Source organism: Bacillus sp. S2(2024) (assembly GCF_050474045.1).
Taxonomy (GTDB): domain Bacteria; phylum Bacillota; class Bacilli; order Bacillales; family Bacillaceae_G; genus Bacillus_A; species Bacillus_A yunxiaonensis.
In genome coordinates this window covers 3460204-3484143 of the sequence record NZ_JBFLUS010000003.1, presented here as the reverse complement: position 1 = coordinate 3484143, position 23940 = coordinate 3460204, and the positions used below count along the sequence as shown (strand labels likewise).

At 37.0% G+C, this 23940-nt stretch carries 22 protein-coding genes, 2 tRNA genes and 1 pseudogene; 18 read left to right on the top strand and 7 right to left on the bottom strand.

All coding sequences use genetic code 11. The features are described 5' to 3' along the window. Positions 1 to 277: 277 nt before the first annotated feature. A complete protein-coding gene (locus AB1284_RS17655; RefSeq protein WP_429753682.1) occupies positions 278 to 2101 on the bottom strand; it encodes an APC family permease in 1824 nt (607 codons plus the stop codon). A 297-nt stretch (positions 2102 to 2398) separates the two neighbouring features. On the opposite strand from AB1284_RS17655, the gene gerE reads away from it, so the two are divergent. Together gerE and racE are read left to right on the top strand one after the other, a co-directional pair. Next, complete coding sequence (gene gerE, locus AB1284_RS17650; protein WP_020060005.1) at positions 2399 to 2623, top strand: spore germination transcription factor GerE; 225 nt, start codon at positions 2399 to 2401, stop codon at positions 2621 to 2623. Positions 2624 to 2761: 138 nt separating this feature from the next. Then, positions 2762 to 3616, top strand: coding sequence for a glutamate racemase (gene racE, locus AB1284_RS17645; RefSeq protein ID WP_429753683.1), 855 nt, complete (start codon positions 2762 to 2764; stop codon positions 3614 to 3616). A 254-nt stretch (positions 3617 to 3870) separates the two neighbouring features. Here the strand turns inward: racE and AB1284_RS17640 are convergent, their stop codons facing one another. The 5 genes from AB1284_RS17640 to nirB are packed head-to-tail and all read right to left on the bottom strand — an operon-like array spanning position 3871 to position 9239. Then, positions 3871 to 4320 carry a precorrin-2 dehydrogenase gene (locus AB1284_RS17640; RefSeq protein WP_429753684.1) on the bottom strand — a complete coding sequence of 150 codons (450 nt, stop codon included), beginning with the start codon at positions 4318 to 4320 and terminating at the stop codon, positions 3871 to 3873. Beyond that, a complete protein-coding gene (locus AB1284_RS17635; RefSeq protein WP_429753685.1) occupies positions 4313 to 5023 on the bottom strand; it encodes a sirohydrochlorin chelatase in 711 nt (236 codons plus the stop codon). Before AB1284_RS17635 ends, AB1284_RS17640 begins: the two co-directional genes overlap by 8 nt. After that, complete coding sequence (locus AB1284_RS17630) at positions 5020 to 6444, bottom strand: uroporphyrin-III C-methyltransferase (RefSeq protein WP_429753686.1); 1425 nt, start codon at positions 6442 to 6444, stop codon at positions 5020 to 5022. Before AB1284_RS17630 ends, AB1284_RS17635 begins: the two co-directional genes overlap by 4 nt. Positions 6445 to 6503: 59 nt before the next feature. After that, positions 6504 to 6821, bottom strand: a complete 318-nt coding sequence (nirD, locus tag AB1284_RS17625; RefSeq protein ID WP_098305139.1) for a nitrite reductase small subunit NirD — start codon at positions 6819 to 6821, stop codon at positions 6504 to 6506. 12 nt (positions 6822 to 6833) lie between these two features. Next, on the bottom strand, positions 6834 to 9239 hold the full coding sequence (nirB, locus tag AB1284_RS17620) for a nitrite reductase large subunit NirB (RefSeq protein ID WP_429753687.1): 2406 nt from the start codon (positions 9237 to 9239) through the stop codon (positions 6834 to 6836). 445 nt (positions 9240 to 9684) lie between these two features. Between nirB and AB1284_RS17615 the strand changes: the two genes are divergently transcribed. The 12 genes and pseudogenes from AB1284_RS17615 (at position 9685) to AB1284_RS17560 (ending at position 18047) form a co-directional block, all read left to right on the top strand. Beyond that, positions 9685 to 10725 carry a GerMN domain-containing protein gene (locus AB1284_RS17615; RefSeq protein ID WP_429753688.1) on the top strand — a complete coding sequence of 347 codons (1041 nt, stop codon included), beginning with the start codon at positions 9685 to 9687 and terminating at the stop codon, positions 10723 to 10725. Between the two features lie 126 nt (positions 10726 to 10851). Next, positions 10852 to 11589: a ribonuclease PH gene (gene rph / locus AB1284_RS17610; RefSeq protein WP_429753689.1), complete on the top strand. Its 738-nt coding sequence runs from the start codon at positions 10852 to 10854 to the stop codon at positions 11587 to 11589. An 11-nt stretch (positions 11590 to 11600) separates the two neighbouring features. Then, positions 11601 to 12215: an XTP/dITP diphosphatase gene (locus AB1284_RS17605; protein WP_429753690.1), complete on the top strand. Its 615-nt coding sequence runs from the start codon at positions 11601 to 11603 to the stop codon at positions 12213 to 12215. A 13-nt stretch (positions 12216 to 12228) separates the two neighbouring features. Beyond that, positions 12229 to 12735, top strand: a complete 507-nt coding sequence (locus AB1284_RS17600) for a metallophosphoesterase family protein (protein WP_429753691.1) — start codon at positions 12229 to 12231, stop codon at positions 12733 to 12735. A 102-nt stretch (positions 12736 to 12837) separates the two neighbouring features. After that, positions 12838 to 12911: transfer RNA gene (locus tag AB1284_RS17595), tRNA-Gly, on the top strand. 1 nt (position 12912) lies between these two features. Beyond that, positions 12913 to 12986 (top strand) — tRNA-Arg (locus AB1284_RS17590). A 110-nt stretch (positions 12987 to 13096) separates the two neighbouring features. Next, positions 13097 to 13917, top strand: a pseudogene (locus tag AB1284_RS17585) (tyrosine-type recombinase/integrase); the annotation flags it as partial. A gap of 236 nt (positions 13918 to 14153) precedes the next feature. Next, the gene (locus AB1284_RS17580) at positions 14154 to 14468 is read left to right on the top strand and encodes a hypothetical protein (protein WP_429753692.1); all 315 of its coding nucleotides are present in this window, start codon (positions 14154 to 14156) and stop codon (positions 14466 to 14468) included. Positions 14469 to 14881: 413 nt separating this feature from the next. After that, positions 14882 to 15289 carry a hypothetical protein gene (locus AB1284_RS17575; protein ID WP_429753693.1) on the top strand — a complete coding sequence of 136 codons (408 nt, stop codon included), beginning with the start codon at positions 14882 to 14884 and terminating at the stop codon, positions 15287 to 15289. Positions 15290 to 15322: 33 nt separating this feature from the next. After that, positions 15323 to 15523, top strand: a complete 201-nt coding sequence (locus AB1284_RS17570) for a cytoplasmic protein (RefSeq protein WP_429753694.1) — start codon at positions 15323 to 15325, stop codon at positions 15521 to 15523. A 394-nt stretch (positions 15524 to 15917) separates the two neighbouring features. Further along, positions 15918 to 16487, top strand: coding sequence for a hypothetical protein (locus AB1284_RS17565; RefSeq protein ID WP_429753695.1), 570 nt, complete (start codon positions 15918 to 15920; stop codon positions 16485 to 16487). Positions 16488 to 16811: 324 nt separating this feature from the next. Beyond that, positions 16812 to 18047 (top strand): COG4705 family protein, encoded by a 1236-nt coding sequence (locus AB1284_RS17560; protein ID WP_429753696.1) that lies wholly within the window; start codon positions 16812 to 16814, stop codon positions 18045 to 18047. 145 nt (positions 18048 to 18192) lie between these two features. Here AB1284_RS17560 and AB1284_RS17555 read toward each other — a convergent pair whose 3' ends face one another. Further along, positions 18193 to 18807: a PH domain-containing protein gene (locus tag AB1284_RS17555; protein WP_429753697.1), complete on the bottom strand. Its 615-nt coding sequence runs from the start codon at positions 18805 to 18807 to the stop codon at positions 18193 to 18195. A gap of 302 nt (positions 18808 to 19109) precedes the next feature. Between AB1284_RS17555 and AB1284_RS17550 the strand changes: the two genes are divergently transcribed. The 4 genes from AB1284_RS17550 to clpX all read left to right on the top strand — a co-directional run bounded on the left by AB1284_RS17550 (position 19110) and on the right by clpX (position 23732). Further along, positions 19110 to 19358, top strand: a complete 249-nt coding sequence (locus AB1284_RS17550) for a hypothetical protein (protein WP_429753698.1) — start codon at positions 19110 to 19112, stop codon at positions 19356 to 19358. 226 nt (positions 19359 to 19584) lie between these two features. Beyond that, entirely contained in the window at positions 19585 to 20589 is a 1005-nt protein-coding gene (locus AB1284_RS17545; protein WP_429753699.1) for a hypothetical protein, read from the top strand. 328 nt (positions 20590 to 20917) lie between these two features. After that, complete coding sequence (tig, locus tag AB1284_RS17540) at positions 20918 to 22201, top strand: trigger factor (RefSeq protein WP_429753700.1); 1284 nt, start codon at positions 20918 to 20920, stop codon at positions 22199 to 22201. A gap of 265 nt (positions 22202 to 22466) precedes the next feature. Then, on the top strand, positions 22467 to 23732 hold the full coding sequence (gene clpX, locus AB1284_RS17535) for an ATP-dependent protease ATP-binding subunit ClpX (RefSeq protein WP_230573826.1): 1266 nt from the start codon (positions 22467 to 22469) through the stop codon (positions 23730 to 23732). Positions 23733 to 23940 lie beyond the last annotated feature (208 nt).

The window sequence follows — 23940 nt, the reverse complement described above, 5'->3', positions numbered from 1 at the left end:
TCTATATGGAAAAAATAGGGACTATCGAATTATATTATGGTTTTTGGAGGAAGATTACAGTTTTATCCCGCATTAACGGGCAGTAAGACTTTTATCTCAAGATTGAGAGAAGCGAAGAAGATAGATAGGGGATAACTGCTGGGAGTTTCACTTTATATGGTTACTGTTTTTTCTTATTTCGTGCGTTTGCATGAGAAATATAAACATAAATAATAAACCACAAGCAATGACCTATTTTTAATCATTGCTTGTGGTCTTTTATAAAGATAAAGCATCTTTATTTCTTAAATCGATACGGGACAGTTGAGACAATAACATTCTTTTTATACAAAAGATATACCCTTAGTAAAACACTCGATTGGTTATGCAAAAAGTTATGCCAATTCTTTTTTGTAATAAATTGCGGGATGAGAACGGTAACTGCATAATGTTCCTCTTGTGCTTTATCTTGAATTGTAGTTACTAATTTTTTTATGGGTCTCATTAGGCTTCGGTAAGAAGAAATTATTGTAACAAGACGAATATTTGGTTTCCACACCTTCCATTTCTTCTGCATTTTAATCTCGCTTTCTTTATCAAAGGCCACGTAAACAGCGATAACAGTATCTCCAATGGATTCAGCGTAATTGAGTGATTGTTCCACTACCTTGGTAATTCCAGCAATAGGTACGATGACGATGTTTCCCTCAATTTTTTCAGGTGATTCGTCAGGGGTTATACGTAGTTGATCACCCACTGCGTCATAATGTTTATAAATACGATGGAAGATCAATACAATAATCGGTAGAAATATAAGAATAGCCCAAACTTGCATAAATTTTGTTGCAAAGAAAATGAGCAGTACGGTTAAGGAAATAAGTGCTCCTAATAAGTTAGTGAGTAATTTTGGTAACCATCCTTCTGGTTTTCCCCGAATCCATTTTATAATCATACCCGTTTGTGACAAGGTGAAAGGGAGGAATACACCAACTGCGTATAATGGAATTAAATGTTCGGTTTTTCCTTGAAACGTGATAATTAAAATAATAGATGCAAAACTGAGTGTGATAATACCGTTTGAATACCCTAAGCGATCACCACGCATCAAATACATGCGAGGCATATATTTATCTGATGCTAAGTTGTAAGCCAATAACGGAAATGCTGAGAATCCTGTATTGGCAGCTAACACTAAAATAAGAGCAGTTGCTCCTTGAATAAAGTAGTAAACAAAGTTTCTTCCGAATACATTGGAAGCGATTTGAGAAACGACAGTTTCAGCATGTTTAGGGGCAATACCGTACCAATACGCTAAAAAGGTAATGCCAGTGAATAAAACAGCAAGAATCGCTCCCATCATGACTAATGTGTTCGCAGCATTTTTTGCAGCTGGTTCTTTAAAATTTGGAATGGCGTTGGAAATGGCTTCGACACCTGTTAATGCAGAACACCCGGATGAGAATGCCTTTAATAAGAAGAATAATGTAATTCCAGGTACTGTCGTACCAATAGGTGAGTGTAAAGTGGCCGGTACTTGTCCAGGTGTAATTTTAAACATCCCAGCAATAATTAAAATAACGAGTGCTAGCACAAAGAGATAGACAGGATAAGCTAATACAGAAGCAGATTCCGTTACTCCTCTAAGGTTGAGAATTGTAATAAAAATAACGAGTATAACAGCGATAGGAACGGTGTACCGATGTAAAGTCGGAAACGCAGATGTAATGGCATCTGTTCCTGCTGATACACTTACTGCTACGGTAAGAATATAATCTACCAACAATGATCCACCGGCGATGAGTCCTGCATTTACGCCTAGATTTGTTTTAGAAACAACGTAAGCTCCGCCCCCATGTGGGTAAGAATAGATAATCTGTCGGTATGATAAAATAAGTGCTGTCAATAGAACTAAAACACCGACAGCAATAGGAATAGAGTACCAAAATGCAACTGCTCCGATTGTTGCAAGAACAATTAATATTTGTTCTGTTCCATATGCAACAGATGAAAGCGCATCAGAAGACAGGATAGCTAGCGCTTTTAATTTATTTAACTTCTGCTCTCCTAATGCTGTTGATTTTAACGGTCTCCCAATTAGAAGTCTTTTGACTGTTGAAAACATATTTACACCACCAATATGCAAAATTTCCAGGAATAGATACTATGTAGTATAAGCGTCTTGTAGCCAAATATTTAGTAAGGAGAGAGGTAATAAATGGGGAGTTCTTATATAATGAAACATTGTGTAAAACATAGAAAAACAAAAATGACATACAAACAACTTTTTTATAATGAATACATGGAATTTCTCTTTGTTTTTATTCACCACCACATGCCTCTATTCATACAATATCATGACTAAATAAACACCCATCTTACACATATACAGCTCTGGCTTAAGCAGGGAGGGTTATACCAATTGAAGGAAAAAGAATATCAATCCAAACCGTTGCTCACCAAAAGAGAGAGAGAAGTGTTTGAGTTACTTGTTCAAGATAAAACAACAAAGGAAATTGCAAGTGAACTTTTTATTAGTGAAAAAACCGTACGTAACCATATTTCAAATGCGATGCAAAAGCTAGGGGTTAAAGGACGCTCGCAAGCGGTTGTTGAGCTTCTTCGCATGGGAGAGCTTGAACTATAAAGGATGAAGCCGGCTTTTATATAAGGAAAAGCCGGTTATTTTTGTATCTTGCAAATTACTAGAAAAAGGAGGAGAATAAAAAGGTCTAACATGTACATAAAGTGAACCTTCTATTAGTCTATATATGTTGTACTGATGATGAGTGCACGATTTCGGAATGTACGCTTAGAGTATGAAAGAGAAAACGGGGCGATTGTTTTGAATAGAGCGATTGGTGTAATTGATTCAGGTGTTGGTGGATTAACAGTAGCGAAAGAATTGATCCGACAATTACCGAAAGAACGAATTATATATTTAGGAGATACAGCACGTTGCCCGTATGGTCCGCGATCGCGTGAAGAAGTAAGGCAATTTACATGGGAAATGACAGAGCATTTATTGGCACAGGATATTAAAATGCTTGTCATTGCTTGTAATACTGCAACAGCAGTTGTACTTGAAGAAATGCAAAAGAAATTGTCTATTCCAGTGGTAGGCGTGATCCACCCTGGTGCGCGCACGGCACTTAAAATGACAAATGTGTACCATGTAGGTGTAATAGGGACGATTGGAACAGTAAAAAGTGGTGCGTACGAAGAGGCGTTAAAATCGATTAACAACCGCGTATTAGTAGAGAGTTTAGCTTGCCCGCCGTTCGTTGAGCTTGTAGAAAGCGGGAATTTTGAGAGTGAAATGGCATATGAAGTGGTAAGAGAAACGCTGCAACCACTGAAGCAAACTGAAATCGATACACTGATTTTAGGGTGTACGCATTATCCGATTTTAGGGCCGGTTATTAAACGAGTTATGGGCGATTCTGTACAATTGATTAGTTCAGGTGATGAAACAGCTCGTGAAGTGAGCACTATTTTATATCATAGTAAGATGCTGTATGGTAGAGAAGAGCAAAGTGATCATCTTTTTTTAACAACAGGAGACATTGATGTGTTTAAAGAAATTGCTTCCAAATGGTTTGGACAACCAATTGAGAATGTGAAGCATATTGTTTTATAAAGAGGCTGTTTTCATAGTTATTAAATTAAGAGAATAATATAAAAAGACCATCCTTATTCAGTGCGTATCTGAAAATGAAAGGATGGTCTTTGATTTTACTGAATTGTACACCGAATAGTATTCACTTTAAGGGAAAACTCATTACTTGAGCTGTAGAGTAGTTTAAGGATGAATGAAAGTTACTGCCCGTAAGAGTCTAGTTTGTTCAACTAATCAACGGTAGGGATGAAGAAAATTCCTTACTGTTGGAAGTGTCACTTTATAAGTTGTGAAAGTACAGCTGTTAGTTCTTGTTTGATTTGTTTTGCAAATGCTGGATCTTTACCTGAAGTGGATATACTTACAATATACTCATTATCTCGAATAATTGCAGGCGTGTGAAAAGATGATTGCGTGCCATCACTTACGATATTAACCCACTGAAAATCATGCGCTGCTTGTTTGACCATCATATTTACATCATGATGATTTGTTGCAGCATAAATGAGATGAGCATCTTTTATATCTTCCTCTGTAAATGCTTTTTGTTTCCATGTAATATAGGAGAGTTTCTCCATTTCCTCACAAATTTCTGGGCTGACAACAGTGACAATGGCTCCTGTATCCTTTAATCCAGCTGCTTTTCGGTATGCAATTTTGCCGCCCCCGATGATGACAACGATTTTTCCTTGTAGATTAAATATAAGAGGATATAGGTTACACATCTACAGATTCCTCCATTCGTTCTAATAACGCTGACTTCATATAGGCGTCAAATTGAAGATAGTTACAAGTTGTAACATTCGTATATGTGTGTGCATGGCGCTCAATTTTCCGAAGTAATAATCCGGTAAAGAGAAGGTATGGCATGACATATACGTGTTGAGCCGCTGCTGTTATCCAATTAAGTTCTTCGGTAAAAGAAGGTGTTCCTTTTGTTAAAAAAGAGCAGGAAACAGGCATGCCAATTTTCCGCTCAACTGCTAATCCGATTTGTTGCAATTCATGTATAGGTTGAGAATCACTACTGCCTCGGCCGACAAGTAGAATTTTACTACCTTGCATAGGTGTGACTTCACGTATTCTTTTTATCACGAGTTCAATCATAAGCGGGTGTGTACTAAAAGGAGGTACAATTGAAAACGTAATGTGCGGATAGCGTTTTTGTACTTGCTCAATTTCAAAAGGAACGTCACGTTTATAATGGGCAGCTGCAAATAATAAAATAGGGACAATTAAAATGTCAGTTGCTCCGTCTAGGATGGCTTCTGTAATCGCATCCTGAACAGTTGGTGTTGTGAGCTCAAGAAATCCAATTTTTTGTATGCTTTCACTACGTGCTTTTATAACATCCTGGACAAAGTGGATGAATTGTTCATTTCCTTCTTGTAATCGGCTACCGTGCCCAATATAAACAATCCCTTTCATTGTGCTGCCACTTCTTTCTCATTAAGGATAGCTTGTAATTCATAATCAATGTTCTGGAATCCAATTTTATTTGCATACTGCAAAGTGAGTCCATCTGTATACGAGAATGGTAAATTGAAAATATGCATGAAACCAAGGTGTTTGACCTCTGCTATAAATGTATCAATAGCGGCGCGTCCTTCAAATACAATGCTATCCCATGTGAATTCAGAGAGCATACGTGTATGAATTTCATCAAAACGATGATCTATTTTATATTCATGTGTCATTATATAAGAACCGGGGCCGACTTTTTCTTGAATAACAGCAATTCGATTGATGTTTCGCCCTAAATACACAGTTGATTCTGTAGAAAATTTTGCTGGTTCACTGAAGAGTCCGTATTGCATGAGTGCCTCTTGAGCGCCGTTATTCATATACTGTAGTTCCCCCTGCAAGGAACGAATATCTTTACGATGCTGTGCACATGATTGCAACAAAATTGCTACGCTTTCGGCTGAACAAAAAACAAGACGTTTAGCGTCAAATATTTCACAGAGCTGTTCATGTGCTAATGTGTATTCTTGTTTTTTGAAAGTTGGAATCTGATATGTTTCTGCTCCGGCTTCTTGTAATTTTTGTTCTGCTTTACTTGTTTTATTTGATGAAGAGGCAAGCAAAACTTTTTTTCCGTGCAATGGCTTATGTTCTTTCCAAGCGATTTGTTTACGCAAGGATACGACATCTCCAACAATTGTCATGGAAGGATTTGAAATGTGTTCCTCTTTGACCCTATCAACAATTGTGGATAGAGTACCTGTAACGACTCGCTGTCTTCCTGTTGTACCCCATTCAATGACTGCTACTGGTGTATCTTTTTTCTTTCCTGTTTGTAATAAGTTTTCACAAATGATTGGTAAATTTTTTATGCCCATGTAAAAGGCAACAGTATCACTATTTAAGAGTGAGTTGTAGTTTACATGATCCTGAATCGGTCCTTTTGTATGACCAGTTAGTAATGTTACGCTATTACTATAGTCACGATGGGTGAGAGGGATGCCGGCATACGCACTAGCGGCAATGCTAGATGTAATACCTGGTACAATCTCATATGGAATGTTCTCTGCTGCTAAAGCAGTTGCTTCTTCACCAACGCGGCCAAAGATAGAAGGGTCTCCGCCTTTTAAACGGACAACGGTCTTACCTTCTTTGGCAGATTGAAGTAAATGAGCGTTAATCATTTCTTGGCGCATAATATGATTTGTTGGCATTTTTCCGCAATAGACAAGTTCACATGTTGGCTTTGTATAGCGAAGTAGATTTTGATTCAATAAACGGTCATATAAAACAATATCTGCTTTTTGTAAACACTCCATCGCTTTTTTTGTAATAAGCCCTTCATCACCAGGTCCTGCACCGACTAAATATACGTATCCGTTCATCTCTACACCTCATCTATTTTTACTCGAAAGGAAGCCAAGAAGAGGCTTCCTTGTGTAAGTTACATGTATATATAAATATCACCATCAATAACTTGTACTTCATACGTTTGAATGCAACCATCATCGGGTTTTTGTACTTCACCTGTTAGTAATGAAATTTTCCAATCGTGAAGTGGACAAAAGACAAATTCACCGGAAACAATTCCTTCCGCTAAAGGTCCATTTTTATGAGGGCACCGATTTTCTACAGCACGAATGTCGCCGTTTGCAAGGCGAAATAAGGCAATAGACATATCCTTTATTCGCACTTCCTTACCAATTTGTACGGGAAGATCTACAGCATGCATGATTTTTATTTTTTCTTTCGTTTGTAACATACGAATCGCTCCTTACTTTACAATCTCTACTTCATACATCGTTTTTAATGATTGCGTTTCTAGTGCTTGTCCCCAAGCCTCTTCATATGTGCTACGTGCTTTTTGGAAACGTTCATTTAGCATAGCGACCATATTTTCATCTTGCAGCACTTCTTTTATGTGGTGTAAGCCCATTCGCTCTACCCAAGGAGCTGTACGTTCGCCGTAAATACCAGTTTCACGATAGTATTGTACGTAAGCTGTGGCGATGCGAAGTACATCCTCTTCTGAAGGTACAATCATTACAAAATCCGCTTCACGCACTTCTGTACCGCCATTACCACCGATATAAAGTTGGAAGCCATTTTCAACACAAACGACACCAAAGTCTTTCGTTAATGCTTCCGCACAGTTACGCGGGCAACCTGTTACACCCATTTTCATTTTATGTGGTGTATCTACCATTTCTAATGACTGTTCAAGTAGCATACCAAGTCCTAATGAATCTTTTGTACCGAAGCGGCAGAAACGAGATCCGACACATGATTTTACATTGCGAAGGGACTTCGAGTAGGCATAGCCAGAGTTCATACCAAGGTCGGCCCACACTTTTGGTAAATCTTCTTTTTTAACACCATATAAACCGATGCGGCTTGCGCCTGTTATTTTCACGAGTGGAACGTCGTACTTCTTCGCAACTTCCGCAATTTTCATTAAATCATCTGCTGTTGTAACGCCGCCGTACATGCGTGGAATAACAGAAAATGTCCCGTCATGTTGAATATTTCCGTTCATTCTTTCGTTAACGAAGCGGGATGCTTTATCATCGGCATACTCTTCTGGGCAGGCCATACGTAAATAGTAATTTAATGCAGGACGGCATTTTGAACAGCCTTCTTCGTGCGCGAAGGCAAGGACGTTTCGCACTTCCTTTGGTGATTTTAAACCTTTCTCATGAATCGCTGCTACAACTTCATCGCGAGATAATGTTGTGCACCCGCACATACCTGCAGCCTGGGCAGAAGCATCAAAATTATCTCCGAGTGTATGAGATAAAATTTGTTCAACGACTGGGCGACATTTCCCGCAGGATCCAGCAGCTTTTGTACATCCTTTTACTTCTTCAAATGTTGTTAAGTCTTGTTCTAAAATAGCGTGAACAATGGCTCCTTTTGTGACACCGTTACATCCGCAAACAGTTTCATCAGCACTCATACTTGCAATATCAAGTCCGCTATCTACACCGGCTTTATGAAGAAGAGAAGCTGGTGTATATTCTTGAATATTTTCTTCTTTTTTTAACATGCTGAAGAGGCGTGTGCCGTCAGCTGTATCGCCATATAAAACAACACCAACAACTTTATTGTCGCGAATTAGTACTTTTTTATAGGAACGTGTACATTCATCAAATATGGAGATTGCTTTTGTGATATCATCTTCATAAATCTGACCAGCGGAGAATAAATCGCATCCCGCAACTTTCAGCTGTGTACCGACGATGCTGCCTGTATATCCATCTGTTTGTGTATTTGTAATCTGTTTTGCTAATACAGCACCTTGCTCATAGAGCGGTGCAACAAGACCATAGGCAATTCCTTTATGCTCTGCACACTCACCAACCGCATAAATTGATTCATCATTTGTTTGCATATAGTCATTGACTACAATGCCGCGGTTCACAAGTAAACCAACGTCTTTTGCTAACTGTGTATTTGGACGTATTCCAACAGCCATGACGATTAAATCACAATTTACAACATCGCCATCTTCAAATTGGATGCCCTCAACGTGGTCTGTACCAAGAATTTTTACCGTTTTCTTTTCCATAAGGAACTTCATACCCTGTGTTTCTAAATCTGCACGCAGTAATGAAGCTGCTCTAGCATCGAGCTGTTGCTCCATTAAGTGTGGCATTAAATGAACAACATGCACGTCCATTCCTAAGTCAATAAGTCCTCGTGCGGCTTCTAAACCAAGTAATCCGCCGCCGATGACAACTGCTTTTTTATATCGCTTAGCCGTATCTATCATAAATTGTGTATCTTCGATTGTGCGAAATCCTGTTACACCAGGGAGATTTGAACCTTCTACAGGTAAGATAAAAGCACTAGAGCCTGTTGCGATAATGAGTTTGTCGTACATAACAATGCGATTCTTTTCTGTAACAATGACTTGTTCTTCCCGATCAATATGAAGTACTTTTTCATTTGTATATAACGTAATATTATTTTCTTCGTACCAACTGTATTCGTTCATAATGATATCTTTCATATTTTTTTTTCCTTGTAGGACGTGGGAGAGCATAATACGATTGTAGTTTGGGTGCGGTTCATCTCCAAAAATGGTAATGTCGTATAAAGTATGGTTTTGTTTTAAAATTTCTTCGATGCAGCGTATTCCAGCCATACCATTCCCGATCATGACTAAACGTGTTTTCATATTTATTTCCCTTCTTTTTGTGAAAGATTTAACAAACTTTTATGTTTGTATTATAGAATTTTTGGGAAATGAGGGGATGTGATATTTATCACAGTTTTGGAGGATTCATAAATTGTTCAAATTTGCTGTAATCTCCTTTTATATTTGATAATTTTATCTCACTAGTTGTAGGTAGTAAGACCTCACTTTAAGATTCAGAGAAACGAAAGAAGGGAGGGGAAGAACCCGACCGCTGCTGGAAGGTTCACTTTATCACGAAAGAATAATATGAAGGTTAGTAAAGGGATTGAAAATATTCCAATAGAGGCAAGGAGTAAGTTTTTGACTATAATATAAAACTTTGTGCAGGTGTTTTTAGAAAAGATAAGTTGTTATTGCTTGTTCTAAAGTAAGAATCAGGCTCGTATACATATAGTACAAACTTAGATTTTTAGGAGGAAAGTGTATGCCTAAATCGACTTTCAAATGGCTTGTTTGTGCTACATTAAGTACGGTTTTATTAGCAGGATGTGGATTGTTTAGTAAGGAAAAAGCGACAGAGCAAATTGATCCACCTAAGAAAGTTACTTATACAGACGGGGAGAAGAAAGAAACTGCGAAACAAGGGCAAACGAAAAAACTAGATTTATATCTTGTAGATAAAAATGGTTATGTTGTGCCGCAAACGGTGCAGTTACCTGCTCCGAAAGATAACGCGGTGATTAAGCAGACATTACAATATTTAGTGAAAGACGGGCCGGTAACAAACTTATTGCCAAATGGATTTCAAGCTGTGCTCCCAGCGGACACAGAAATGACAGTTGATGTGAAAAAAGACGGGACTGCGGTTGTTGATTTTTCAAAAGAACTGAAAAATTATAAAAAAGAAGAAGAGCGCCGCATTGTAGAAGCGGTTACTTGGACATTAACGCAGTTTAAAGAAGTAAAGAATGTGAAGTTCAGCATGAATGGGCAAGAATTAACGAAAATGCCTGTTGCTGGTACTCCGATTGGTAATGGGTTAAGCCGAGCAAATGGCATTAACTTTGATGATGAACAAGTTGCTGATATTACAAATACAAAACCAGTTACGCTGTATTTCTTAGCGCAAAATAATAAACAAAATTATTATGTGCCAGTAACGCGCCGCGTTGCAGAAGGAAAAGAAAATGAAGTTGCGACAATTGTAAAAGAACTTGTAAAAGGACCAGCGCATCAATCGTCGTTAACATACGACTTTAATCCAGATGTAAAGCTAATCAATGATCCGAAACTTGAAAAAGGAACGGTGACACTAAACTTTAATGAAAATATTTATGCGAATAAAGGTAAAAGTATGATTTCTAACTATGTACTTCAGTCTCTTGTATTAACTTTAACGGAAAAACAAGGAGTAGAAAATGTGTTAATTCAAGTGAATGGAAAAGCGAATCTTGTTACAGAAAAAGGCGATAAATTAATAAAACCAGTCGCTCGTCCGCAAAACGTGAACACAGGTAGTTTTTAAACAGGAATAATTTGATATACTTAATTTATGAAAAGAAGGGGCATTCCCCCTTCTTTTATTGTCATACATAACAAAATTTTTAAATGGGCTATACTAACATGTAGCAGTTACAAGGGGGTTATTTTTATGCGAGTAGATGGTAGACAAGCATCAGATTTGCGCCGTGTACATATTCATACGAATTATTTAAAACATCCAGAAGGATCAGTGTTAATTGAAGTTGGTGATACGAAAGTTATTTGTACAGCAACGATTGAAGAAAGGGTTCCGCCGTTTATGAGAGGAGAAGGAAAAGGATGGGTTACAGCTGAGTATTCCATGATTCCTCGTGCAACAGAACAGCGTACAATTCGTGAATCGAGTAAAGGGAAAGTAACGGGGCGCACAATGGAAATTCAACGTTTAATAGGACGAGCATTACGTGCTGTTGTGGATTTAGAAGCGCTCGGTGAAAAGACGATTTGGATTGACTGTGATGTCATTCAAGCTGATGGTGGAACGAGAACAGCTTCTATTACCGGTGCATATGTTGCGATGGTATTAGCGTTTGAGAAGCTTGTAGCAGCAGGAAAAGTATCAAAAATTCCAGTAAAAGATTACTTGGCAGCAACGTCTGTTGGAATCGTTGATGAGCATGGTATTGTGTTAGATTTAAATTATGCAGAAGATTCTAAGGCGAATGTCGATATGAACGTCATTATGACAGGAAAAGGGCATTTTGTTGAAGTACAAGGTACAGGAGAAGAAGCGACATTTAGCCGTAGTGAATTGAATGAATTGCTAGATGCGGCGGAACATGGAATTTTACAGCTTATTGAAATGCAAAAAGAAGCGTTGGGCGATATTGTAACTCATATGGAATAGAGGTGAAAATTATGAAACAAGTTGTAGTAGCAACAAAAAATGCAGGAAAAGTACGTGAATTTGCGGAGCTATTTGAAAGGTTTGATTTAGAAGTAAAATCACTTTATGATTTTCCTCATATTGAAGAAGTAGAAGAAACTGGTGAAACGTTTGAAGAGAATGCCATTTTAAAAGCGGAACATCTTTGTAAACAGTTAGATGAAATTGTCATTGCGGATGATTCGGGTTTAATTGTAGATGCTCTGCAGGGAAAACCAGGAGTTCGCTCTGCTCGTTATGCAGGAGAGGAAAAGGATGATCAAGCTAACATTCAAAAGGTTCTAGAAGAATTAAAGGGTATTTCAATGGAGAAACGTACAGCACGTTTTTATTGCGCATTAGCCGTTGCGTTTCCACAAGAAGATAAAAAACCATTGATTGTAAACGGAACGTGTGAAGGGAAAATTTTAGAACAACAGCGCGGAGAAAATGGCTTTGGTTATGATCCAATCTTTTATGTAGAAGAATACAAAAGCGCAATGGCAGAATTGTCATCTGATGAGAAAAATAAAATTAGTCATCGCGGACGTGCTCTTCGTAAATTGGAAGAAAAAATTCCAGTATGGTTTTTAGGAGAAGAACAATAAGGGAGCGAAACCGATGAAGGCGTTAATTGTGAGCGACAGTCACGGTTCTGTGAAAGAGCTAAAGCAATTAAAAGAGCACTATGAGGGAAACGTAGATGTGATGATTCATTGCGGTGATTCTGAATTAACATCTCAGCATTCTGAACTAGAAGGGTTTCATGTGGTGAAAGGAAATTGTGATTTTGTTGGTGATTTTCCAAATGACATCATCACAGATGTACAAAGCACTCGCTTTCTTGTAACGCATGGCCATTTATACAATATTAAAATGACGCTGCAAACACTTTTATATCGTGCTAAAGAAGCTGAGGCAAATGTTGTTTGCTTCGGTCATTCACATATATTGGGAGCAGAAATCATAGACGACATATTGTTTATCAATCCAGGAAGCATTCTTTTGCCGCGCTCGCGCAGAGAAAAAACCTTTGCTTTACTCGAAATACAAGAAAGCGAAATAGATATTCGTTTTCTTACATTAGATGGTGCAACTGTAGCGGAAAAAACGTTTAAAATAGGGTGAGAAATTTTTCTTCACCCTATTTTTTAAAAAATGTTGACTTTAATTATTGGTAATAATATAATAAGAACTGTCGATGAGACATTAGCAAAAATTTCATATCATGCGGGTGTAGTTTAGTGGTAAAACAAGAGCCTTCCAAGCTCTGGTCGAGAGTTCGATTCTCTTCACCCGCTCCATGTCCCAGTAGCTCAGCAGGATAGAGCAACGGCCTTCTAAGCCGTCGGTCGGGAGTTCGAATCTCTCCTGGGACGCTAAAAAAACCTTTGCGGTAACGTCAAATTCCGCAATATATAAGCCTTCTGATTCGTCAGTTGAATCGTACAATGTGCGGTCATTAACGAGTTAGGAGGCTTATTTTTTTATGTCAAAAAGACGAGATTCTTTAACGGTTAGCGAAGACTTATCGAATATCTTTAGCGATAGATTGAAAAGTGATCGTGTTAAGAAAGAGACCGCGGAAAGTCGTTATACGTTAAATTTAACAATCGACAAAGCGCTCTATATAGTTGTGCGTCAAATGAAGGCGGCTGGCTTACGTGAACGTACGATAAATGACTACTATATACACGTTAATCACTTTGCGAAGGTAACGGGCACGCAGTACCTAGAAGAATTAAATGTTAATCATATTTACGAATGGTTATCGTCTATGAACGTTAGCAATCAAACGAAATTAACTCGTTTAAAGTGCATAAAGGCGTTTCTAGGACGTTGTCATGATAACGGATGGATTGATATTAATTTTTGGCGCAATGTGAAAATAAAGGTGGATACGCCTGTTAAAGAGGGTGCTACAGACCGTGAAATTAATATCCTGTTATCAATGATCGATTTAACACGATTCTTAGATTTGCGAGATGCTACCGCTATCTTGCGTATGTATCAGACGGGAATACAATACGTGTCGGCACATTGGCGCAATTAGAACATAAACATGTCGATTTAGAAGCGAAAGTATTAAGTGTTGACGGCGGTATTATTAAGAATCATGAATCAATATATCTGCCGTTTGACGACGCTCTCGCACGATTGCTAGACGTTCTTATGAAACAAAACGAAATTATTCGAAGAGAATACAACGTAAAAAATGATTATCTCTTTATTACGAAGAGTGGCGGAAGTGTCGTAACTAGTCCAACGAATAGCATCATAACAAAACGAATGACTAAACATGCGAAAGAGAAACCGATAAATTAATAGTGGATATCGTTTTTGATACAGATCACGTAGAAAGTACATGTGATATAGCTAGAAGGTTGGCAGCTAAAACAGGTCACTCTTTTGATAGTGCTAGAGGGGCGGTGCGCTCGTTTGTAAAACGAAAGAGGGTTGCGTCTTAGTGAATGATTAATTACATAAATTTACTGTGTGCGGTAAAATAAAGAGTAGAATGTATCGGGATAAGGTGGGGAGACTGTATGCACATTAGCTCAGAGAGGAAAGCAGAGTTGTTTGAAGGACTTTTAAATCGTTTACGAAGAGACCGAAATATCATGGTAGGTAGTTCTTCTCGATTTAACTTATCTAATGTAAATACAATAAGGAAGCTACATATTATTCGCGATATGGGCACTAAAACAATCTATTGCCGTAAAGCAGAAGTAGCTAAAGAGTATATTCAACCTTTAAATTCAGATAAAATACGTCTGTTTTCAGGTGGAATTTGTAAGTTATGTGTGAAAAAGTGGATTAAAGAAGAGTTTAAGAAGCTATTACAGGAAGAAAAAAGGTAGGTAGGAGTGGGTATCTACGTGCGGAGATAAAGTAACCTTAATCATGCTAGCGGTATTAACGATAGCGCTGGTATTCGTTGGTGTCTCGTCTAAGTTTAACAGCCTTATCGTTGACGTTATCACCGTACTATTCCTATTGATATCTACTGCGGTAGGTGCAGCAATTATAAAAGAACGCAGGCTGCGTAAGAAGAATGGACGATAAGTGGGACAAAGAAATACGTTTCCTTTCGAAAGGGGGTACATATATGAAGATAAAAGTAAAAATAAAAAAAGGAAGAAACATTCCGTAATTCTGTTAACAATCGCACTAATTGCGTTAGTAGTTACGGATATTATCGGAAACTTGTATCTTAGTGCAGCCGCAGTAATATAAGGACTAGCTGTGTTCGCAGCAACTATTACAGATATGATTGGAGACTGGCGAATATACCGTGACGGAATTTATCGAGGTAGACGGTAAGGAAACCGAAGTAAAGCAATGTAAATCCTGCGCTGAAAAGTTTCCGCTAGATAGCTATTATCGAAATGGGCGTGGGGGATTTAAGCTGATTTGCAAGCGATGCTATGAAGATAAATACGATAGAGCTAGAGCCGTAAAACAAGCGTTAGATAAATCACATACAAACAAAATGCAGCGGCAAGGAATCGCATCGTTTAGCGTAACTGCCGTCGGCTCATTCACATTCGAAGAAAATAACGTTTCTAGTGCGATTAAGCAGCTATTATCGGAACTTATCCCCGACAGTGTGTTACAATTAATAGAAGCGGAAAACGAGAATCTCCAATTGACTGGACGTGTGATTGGTTGGACAGTTTAAGAAGGTTGTATAAAAAAGGGAGATGGCGCAAAGATGGCGAAATCAAAAGAGAATGATTTAACGGAGAAATTGGCAGAAGGTCACCGAAAATATGGTGACGGCAACTTTACAGTACAGAATATCGGCGATGAAACTAACCCGAATTGGACTGTTGTAAAAAATGTGAGGAAGGGATCGGCAGGTATTCGCGAAGAGGAAGATATATTAAGACTGCGATCAAAATATATAAAATAGTGAGGAAAGGTACGCCGAGATTCGCATTTTAAGACGATTATTTTTTATTCCGTGGATAAGGGATTCATCTGAATGCGTCAGAATTTTCGATAGGGAATCGATAGAACAAAAAGGCATTCAACATTGACGTAGAACTACTATATAGCGTATAATATTAATTAACAAAAACGGTCAGTTGACCGCCAAAATGAACGTTTAGCAAACGATGAAAGAATCGTTTATATATCGTAGGTAATTGACGGGTCGGGAGTTCGAATCTCTCCTGGGACGCTAAAAAAACCTTGTTATCTTTTGATAACAAGGTTTTTTGTTTGTTTTAAATGTATTCTTTTTTGCTTGATCCAGTAAAATGGTAGTAATCCGAGTGTAGGAATGGTTGAAAGGGGGATTTGAAATGAAACGATTTATAATGCTTTTAGGCTTTATATCGCTTTTGACTCTTTTGACAGCTTGCTCGTCTAAACCATCTTTAGAACTTGTAAATGCAAAAGTTGATATAGTTACCGATAAAAATAAGGTTGGTGCTATAGGCATAACAGAAGGTGATAAGAAAGGGCAGGAGCTTGTACCAACGGCATTATATTATGAGTTTAAAATTAAAAATAATGGGAAGCAAAAAATTGGAGGATTTGGCGATAAAGGTTTACAAGTGAAAATTGAATCTAATGATAAATTAGTGAATACCTCCAAAGAAATAGTTGGCTTTAATATTTTTGACCCCTCTGCATATGAAGGATCGGGTGTAGGTTTTGGAAGTTCTTTTGGCGGAGAAATCAAACCTGGTAAAAGTGGGGAATATATTCTAACTTTTGATTTAGGTGTAAGTGAAGAAAACTCGCAAGTTCCACTAAGAGTTCCAGCAAAAGAAGCATTGAAAAAACTTGAGAATAACGCTTTAGATGCTTCACTATTAGTGACGTTAGATGGTAAAGAAATAGCTCGATTTGATTTAAATAAGAAATAGTAATTGTATTATTTAATATGATAAAAAAGTAAAGCATCGGTGATAAAACCGATGCTTTTTTTGTTAAATGATTGTTATTTTATTTGTTTTTTACTCCCCTAGAAGGGAACTTGTTATAAAGAATGCTTTCCTTTTTTATGATGTTACATTAACTTTTAATAAATTTCTCATATAAATCTAATTAGATTTTCAGATGAATTTCATTAAAAGTTAGTAAAGTAGGGACTAGTTCTTGTAGTAATCATCAAATGAATAAACGAGAATCATGAAATGGTTTGAGACATTGATTATCAGTTTAAATACAATAAAAAGGAGATGAGTTCATTGGCAAAAAATCTATCCGTTTCTGATGAAGTCGCTGCCGCCTCGTCACTAGGCCGACAGATGTTGAATAAGGTTCCACAAGTTACGATCTTCTTCTGGATAATCAAAATTTTATGCACAACCGTCGGTGAAACATTTGCTGATTTCCTAAATTTCAACCTTGGATTTGGTTTAACTCTCACTACCATAATTATGGGAATAGCGTTTTTCGTTGTATTGTATCTTCAATTCAGAGCAACTAAATATGTTCCAGGCATTTATTGGCTAACTGTTGTTCTTATAAGCGTATTTGGAACGTTGGTAACTGATAATTTGACAGACAATATGGGAGTACCTCTTGAGGTTAGTACGGTAGTTTTCTCCGTGCTTCTAGGTTTAACTTTTCTTTTTTGGTATCTCAGTGAAAAAACACTCTCGATACACTCGATTTATACAAGAAAAAGAGAAGTTTTCTATTGGCTTACCATTCTTTTCACATTTGCATTGGGAACAGCAGTCGGAGATTTATATTCCGAACAACTCGGTCTTGGTTATCTTCGTACAGGAATACTAGTCGTTATTGTAATTAGTTGTGTATTTTCGACATGGAAATTTTGGGGACTTGATGGAATATTAGCGTTTTGGGTTGCGTATATTCTTACTCGTCCACTAGGAGCATCATTAGGAGATTACCTATCTCAACCAAAAAATAATGGTGGGTTAGGTTTGGGCACAACAATTACTAGTGTAATTTTTCTTATAGCTATTTTAGCGATAATTGTTTTTCTTGCTGTTACAAAAGTTGATACAAAGGTAAAAAGTGATACAGCAGAAGCAAATCAAGCAAATGGAAATAAGAAAAATGTTTTGACACAAACCATTGTGGTACTATGCATGTTCTTAGTTGTTGGTATAGGCGGTTATGTTTGGTGCAGTAATCATATAGCACCGCCAACCGATTCTGCGCAAACTACATTATCTGGACAGTTAACAGACTTTGTTAAAATTGAAAGTAATATGCTAAACCATGTAAACTCAAATGACTTTACTTCGGCGAAAAAAGGGGCAGACAATTTGGAACATGAATGGGACACAGCGGAGCCTAAACTTAGGAAAATAGATGGCACAACGTGGACTAAAATTGATGGAACTATTGACAGTGTATTAGCAGCAGTTCGTTCATCAAACCCTGATGTCAACAAGTGCAAATCTGCACTTAACAATTCGCTTAGTGTCATAAATGGAGCAAATAAATAAAAATTTTAGGGATCGTAAATCTGAACTGCACCCCAATTGTTAGACGCAACTAACAATTGGAGGTACAGTTTTTTATGTTTTCAATGAATTTTACAGAAAAAACTGTAGTTATTAGAAAAAGAATGAAAAGCAAAATTAGTTTAGGTTAATTGTTAATAAACCTCTCAAACACAAACCCGAAATCTTTTACATTATATTGTTTCTTCGTATCCACAAGCCAGTTAAATGCAATTTGATTAATTTCTTTAAACTGCGCTGCTACATCTAGCTCAGCATTTCTCAGATTGCTTAATGTAGAAGAGGCCATTTCTAAGCTCTTATGTGCGTATTGCGTTACGATATCATTTTCATGAGTGATTTCCGCGATTTTCAGAAGTGCTTTATATAAATCTTTTACTTCTTCAATATGTTTTTTATGTACGTCGATGGAGTAATGCTCTCCGCCCATATTAAATTTAATCTCAATATCTAAGTCTACTGTCCCTGCTGTTTCAAGCAGAACGTTAGAAATTTTATGAGTGTTGTAATTATAACGGCGAAGTGTACGTTTCTTACTTATCGCACTTGTTCCATCAACATGAATAAGAGCTGTATTTGTAAAGCAATACTCATCTGTTTTTGATTTGATTAAAAAATAAATTTTTTCGTTTTCTTCATGCATGACATAATCATCAGCATCTACTTTATCATAATCAGCAGGGGTAATAACGGACCCAATATCACTTAAACCAAGCATATCAGCTGCTACTTTTTTAAACATTGTAGTATCGTCCTTTTGTTTTGAAATTTCTGAATAATTTTCGATTTATTATAACATGAGAGAAGTCTTTTTTGAGAAATCTTACAATTCTGTAAGGTACATGTAAGAAAATTCGATGGTAACTCTTTCTAAAAAATTTATACTAAAGATAACAAAGACGACGCGAGGAGGAGAAATAATGAAAGGTTTAGCTGTCGTAGCTTTATCGATTGCTTTTGGAGTTGTTGCCTTGGATAAATTGATGGACATGATTAATGTTATAAAACATTTAATTGCATAAATAAGATTTAAGGGGACAAGGAATGGAATGGTTATTGGGGATTATTGGGATTTGTAGTGTTGTTTTATTATTTATGTTTCCAATTGGATTATTAAGTTCAAGTACAAGTATATTTTTTTTGTGTTCAATCATTAGTACCATGATTATTATTATGTTATTGATGAAACGTAGTAAGCTTATTTTCTTCTTTAGCATTATCATAATGGTGTTTATTGTTCTTCAAGTGATAACCCTCTTTGTATATCCTACTATTATAAAAGCCTTTCATTAGAACTCTCCGCATCGGTAGCTGAGAGTTTTTTTCTTCCTCCTGTAGGATCATCACTTGCTTCTAAAAATTCTACTTTCGTATTTCTGGTTAGTATATTCTATTTTTGTATAGTAGAAATCTGTATTTTCCTAGTAAAAACGAACAGATTCCAAATATTGTGTTCCGAACTATCATTTGTTATATTAACTTTAAAGTGTATTGAAAATCTAAAAAAAGAGGCGAGCGTATGGATAAAAAAGAAAGTACGGTCGTATTGTTTCCGCAGTTGTCAGCGCGATTTATCGACGAAGGGTTTATTGCATTGCGTGAACGTCGGTTTGAAGAAGCTTTAACATGCTTCGAAATGTTGCGCCAGTACGGAGCACAGACAGAACAATCAGAATTGGCTTCAGTTATTTGTTTACTAGAATTAAAGGAAATGAAAGAAGCGAAAGAGCGATGCGAGGAATTGCTTGAAACAGGGGAACTCTTATTTCAGGATATTCTCGAAACATATGTTACGATTTTAGTACAAACAAATGATTATGAAGGCATTATTGAAACGGTACAGTCCGTTTTACAAACGAAAGAAATAACAGAAGAGCAAAAAGAGAAATTAGCACAACTTGCATTGTTTGCAAAGAGTATGTTAGATGGTGAAGAAGTAGTAGAAATAGACAATGACGTATTTTTTGATGAACCTGTGTTTGCAGATGCTTTGCTTAAAGGTGATTATGGGAAGCAACTGCGGGCGATAAATCGTCTTCCGAATAGAAATGTCGGAAGTGCGTTGCCAGCGCTGCGTAAATTTTTACTAGATGAAACGAAGCACCCTTATATTAAAACTTCTATCTTACACATATTAATGGAAAATCAAATACAAGAAAGCGTAGATGTGGAGAAATTCGGTGAGACAATAACGGTTATACCGGCTAATTTATCTTATAATCCATATGATACAGAAAAAGTGTTACATATATTGTCTGATCGCTTAGAGCATGATAATCCAACGATGTATGAGGCGATTATTACATATTGGAAAGAAATGCAAACAAGCATCTTTCCGTTTCCTTTATTAATAGAGAAAGACAAGTTATGGGCAGCTGTTTTAGAGAGAGTTGGAAGAAAACGCTTTGGAATGCCGATTCGTGAGGAACAGCTTCTTCGTGAGTATGATATTACTCTTGAAGAATATCATGTTGCATATCAGTGGTTTTTACGTATTGAGAAAGAAGGATTTATGCCAGTATAATGAAAAAGAATGTTTCGGTTATTGAAACGAGAGTATTCTATGTTATAATGTAAGGGTTGTAAAAGGCTGAAATCTGCCTTTTTATAAGAGAATAGAAACAAATATTCTCTTACTTATATGTTTCATATTATTCTCGAACAAAATATACCATATTTGTCTTTTGGACAAATAGTAGATTGAGAATGATGCGTCCGAGGTTTTTATAACGGATGTAAAAGCTGAATACGTCAGCTTTACAGAGTGTTTGTTGTTTCTTTATCAGAGACGATAAATGCCTCGATCTCTAGAGGTATGTGCATACATTATTATAGTTGGAGGGAAAGAATAAATGGCTGCAAAATGGGAAAAATTAGAAGGTAACGTTGGCGTTTTAACAATTGAAGTTGATGTGAAAGAAGTAAACAACTCTTTAGACGCTGCGTTCAAAAAAGTTGTAAAAACAATCAATGTACCAGGCTTCCGTAAAGGAAAAATGCCTCGTCCACTATTCGAACAACGCTTCGGTGTAGAATCTTTATACCAAGATGCTTTAGATATCATCTTACCAAAAGCATACGGAGAAGCAATTGATGAAACTGGTATCTTCCCAGTTGCTCACCCTGAAATCGACATCGAGAAATTCGAAAAAGGCGAAAACTTAATTTTTACTGCAAAAGTTACTGTAAAACCTGAAGTGAAATTAGGCGAGTACAAAGGCTTAACAGTAGAAAAAGTTGATACTACTGTAACAGATGAAGATGTAGAGAATGAATTAAAATCTTTACAAGAGCGTCAAGCTGAGCTTGTAGTTAAAGAAGACGGCACTGTAGAAAACGGTGCTACAGCTGTAATTGACTTCGAAGGTTTCGTTGATGGCGAAGCATTTGAAGGCGGAAAAGGCGAGAACTACTCTTTAGAAATCGGTTCTGGTACATTCATCCCAGGATTTGAAGAGCAATTAGTTGGTCTAAAAGCTGGCGAACAAAAAGACGTGGAAGTATCATTCCCAGAAGAATACCATGCAGCAGAACTAGCTGGTAAACCAGCAACATTTAAAGTAACAGTTCATGAAATTAAAGTGAAAGAACTTCCTGCTTTAGATGATGAGTTCGCAAAAGATGCAAACGAAGAAGTAGCAACTCTTGATGAGTTAAAAGCAAAACTTCGTGAAAACTTAGAAGAGAACAAAAAACATGAAGCTGAGAACAAACTTCGTGATGAAGTAGTAGAAAAAGCTGCTGCAAATGCAGAAATTGAAATTCCAGAAGCAATGATCGAAACTGAATTAGATCGTATGGTTCGCGAATTCGAGCAACGCTTAAGCTACCAAGGCATGAACTTAGAGCTTTACTACCAATTCACAGGTACTGATGAAGCAAAATTAAAAGAACAAATGAAAGAAGACGCAGCAAAACGCGTAACAACTAACCTTGTTCTTGAAGCAATCATCAAAGCTGAAAACATTGAAGTAACAGAAGAAGAAGTAAATGCAGAAGTTGAAAAAATGGCTGAAATGTACAACATGCCAGTAGACGCTGTGAAACAAGCTCTTGGTAACGTTGAAGGTGTAAAAGAAGAGCTTCAAATTCGTAAAGCAGTAGATTTCTTAGTAGATAACAGCAAGACTGCATAATAAAATAACAAGGCGCGACATTGCTCGTGCCTTGTTTTATAAATATAAATATATTTGTAAAACATTTTTGTTATGAAGAAGGAAATGATTCTTCGAAAGTCGAATATACATATTTCAAAAGTTTCAAAAAATTTTTATTTGTACATAACTAACCATATTATTTGTATTTCTAGCCACGTAGTGACATAATATGTATTTACATACGATACATTTATCGTGTACATACGAAGGCAAGGTTTTAGCACTTTGTAAGGGGTGTGAAAATATGTTTAAATTTAATGATGAAAAAGGGCAATTAAAATGTTCTTTCTGTGGTAAAACACAAACGCAAGTTCGAAAGCTTGTTGCAGGTCCTGGTGTCTACATTTGTGATGAATGTATAGAACTTTGCACAGAAATCGTGCAAGAGGAGCTTGCAAAAGATGAAGAAGTAGAATTCAAAGATGTACCGAAACCGGTAGAAATCCGTGAGATTTTGGATGAATATGTAATCGGACAAGATCAAGCGAAAAAGGCTTTAGCGGTAGCGGTATATAACCATTACAAACGCATTAATTCTAACAGCAAAATTGATGATGTAGAATTAGCGAAAAGTAATATTGCTTTAATTGGACCAACTGGTAGCGGTAAAACGTTACTGGCACAAACATTAGCACGTATTTTAAATGTTCCATTTGCAATTGCTGACGCAACATCTTTAACAGAAGCTGGATACGTTGGGGAAGATGTAGAAAACATCCTACTAAAACTTATTCAAGCAGCTGATTATGATGTAGAGAAAGCGGAAAAAGGAATCATTTATATTGATGAGATTGATAAAGTGGCGCGTAAGTCAGAAAATCCGTCAATTACACGTGATGTATCTGGTGAGGGTGTGCAACAGGCACTTCTTAAAATTTTAGAAGGTACTGTAGCAAGCGTTCCTCCTCAGGGTGGTCGTAAGCATCCACATCAAGAGTTTATTCAAATTGATACAACAAACATTTTATTCATTTGTGGCGGTGCATTTGATGGCATTGAACCAATTATTAAACGCCGTCTTGGTGAAAAAGTGATTGGTTTCGGTTCTGAGAAGAAAAATGCTGATGTAACAGAAAAGCATGTTTTATCGCATGTATTACCAGAAGATTTATTAAAATTTGGATTAATTCCAGAATTTATTGGTCGTCTTCCGGTTATTGCGAATTTAGAGCCGCTTGATGAAGGCGCTCTAGTTGACATCTTAACAAAGCCAAAAAATGCGCTTGTGAAGCAGTTCCAAAAGTTATTGGAACTTGATGATGTTGAATTAGAGTTTGAAGAGGGTGCCCTTGTTGAAATTGCGAAAAAAGCAATTGAACGTAAAACGGGTGCACGTGGACTTCGTTCAATCATTGAAGGCCTTATGCTTGATGTGATGTTCGAACTTCCGTCTCGTAAAGATATTGAGAAATGTGTGATTTCAAAAGAAACAGTAGCAGAAAATGCTACACCAAAATTAGTGCTTCAAGATGGTACTGTACTTGAACAAGATACAAAAACATCTGCATAAAGTGAAACCTTAATCAGTAGGGAATTCTTTCTGCTGATTATGAGTGGAACAAATCGGGCACATACCAGTAATTGATCCCCACCTAACTTTTTGCTTGTGCTGAATTTTGAGGTGGGGATATTATTGTCCGTGAATAGCAGCATAAACGTTAAGAAACAGCAATTGTATAATTGCTGTTTCTTATTATGTTTAGCGTGTTTCCTCCCAG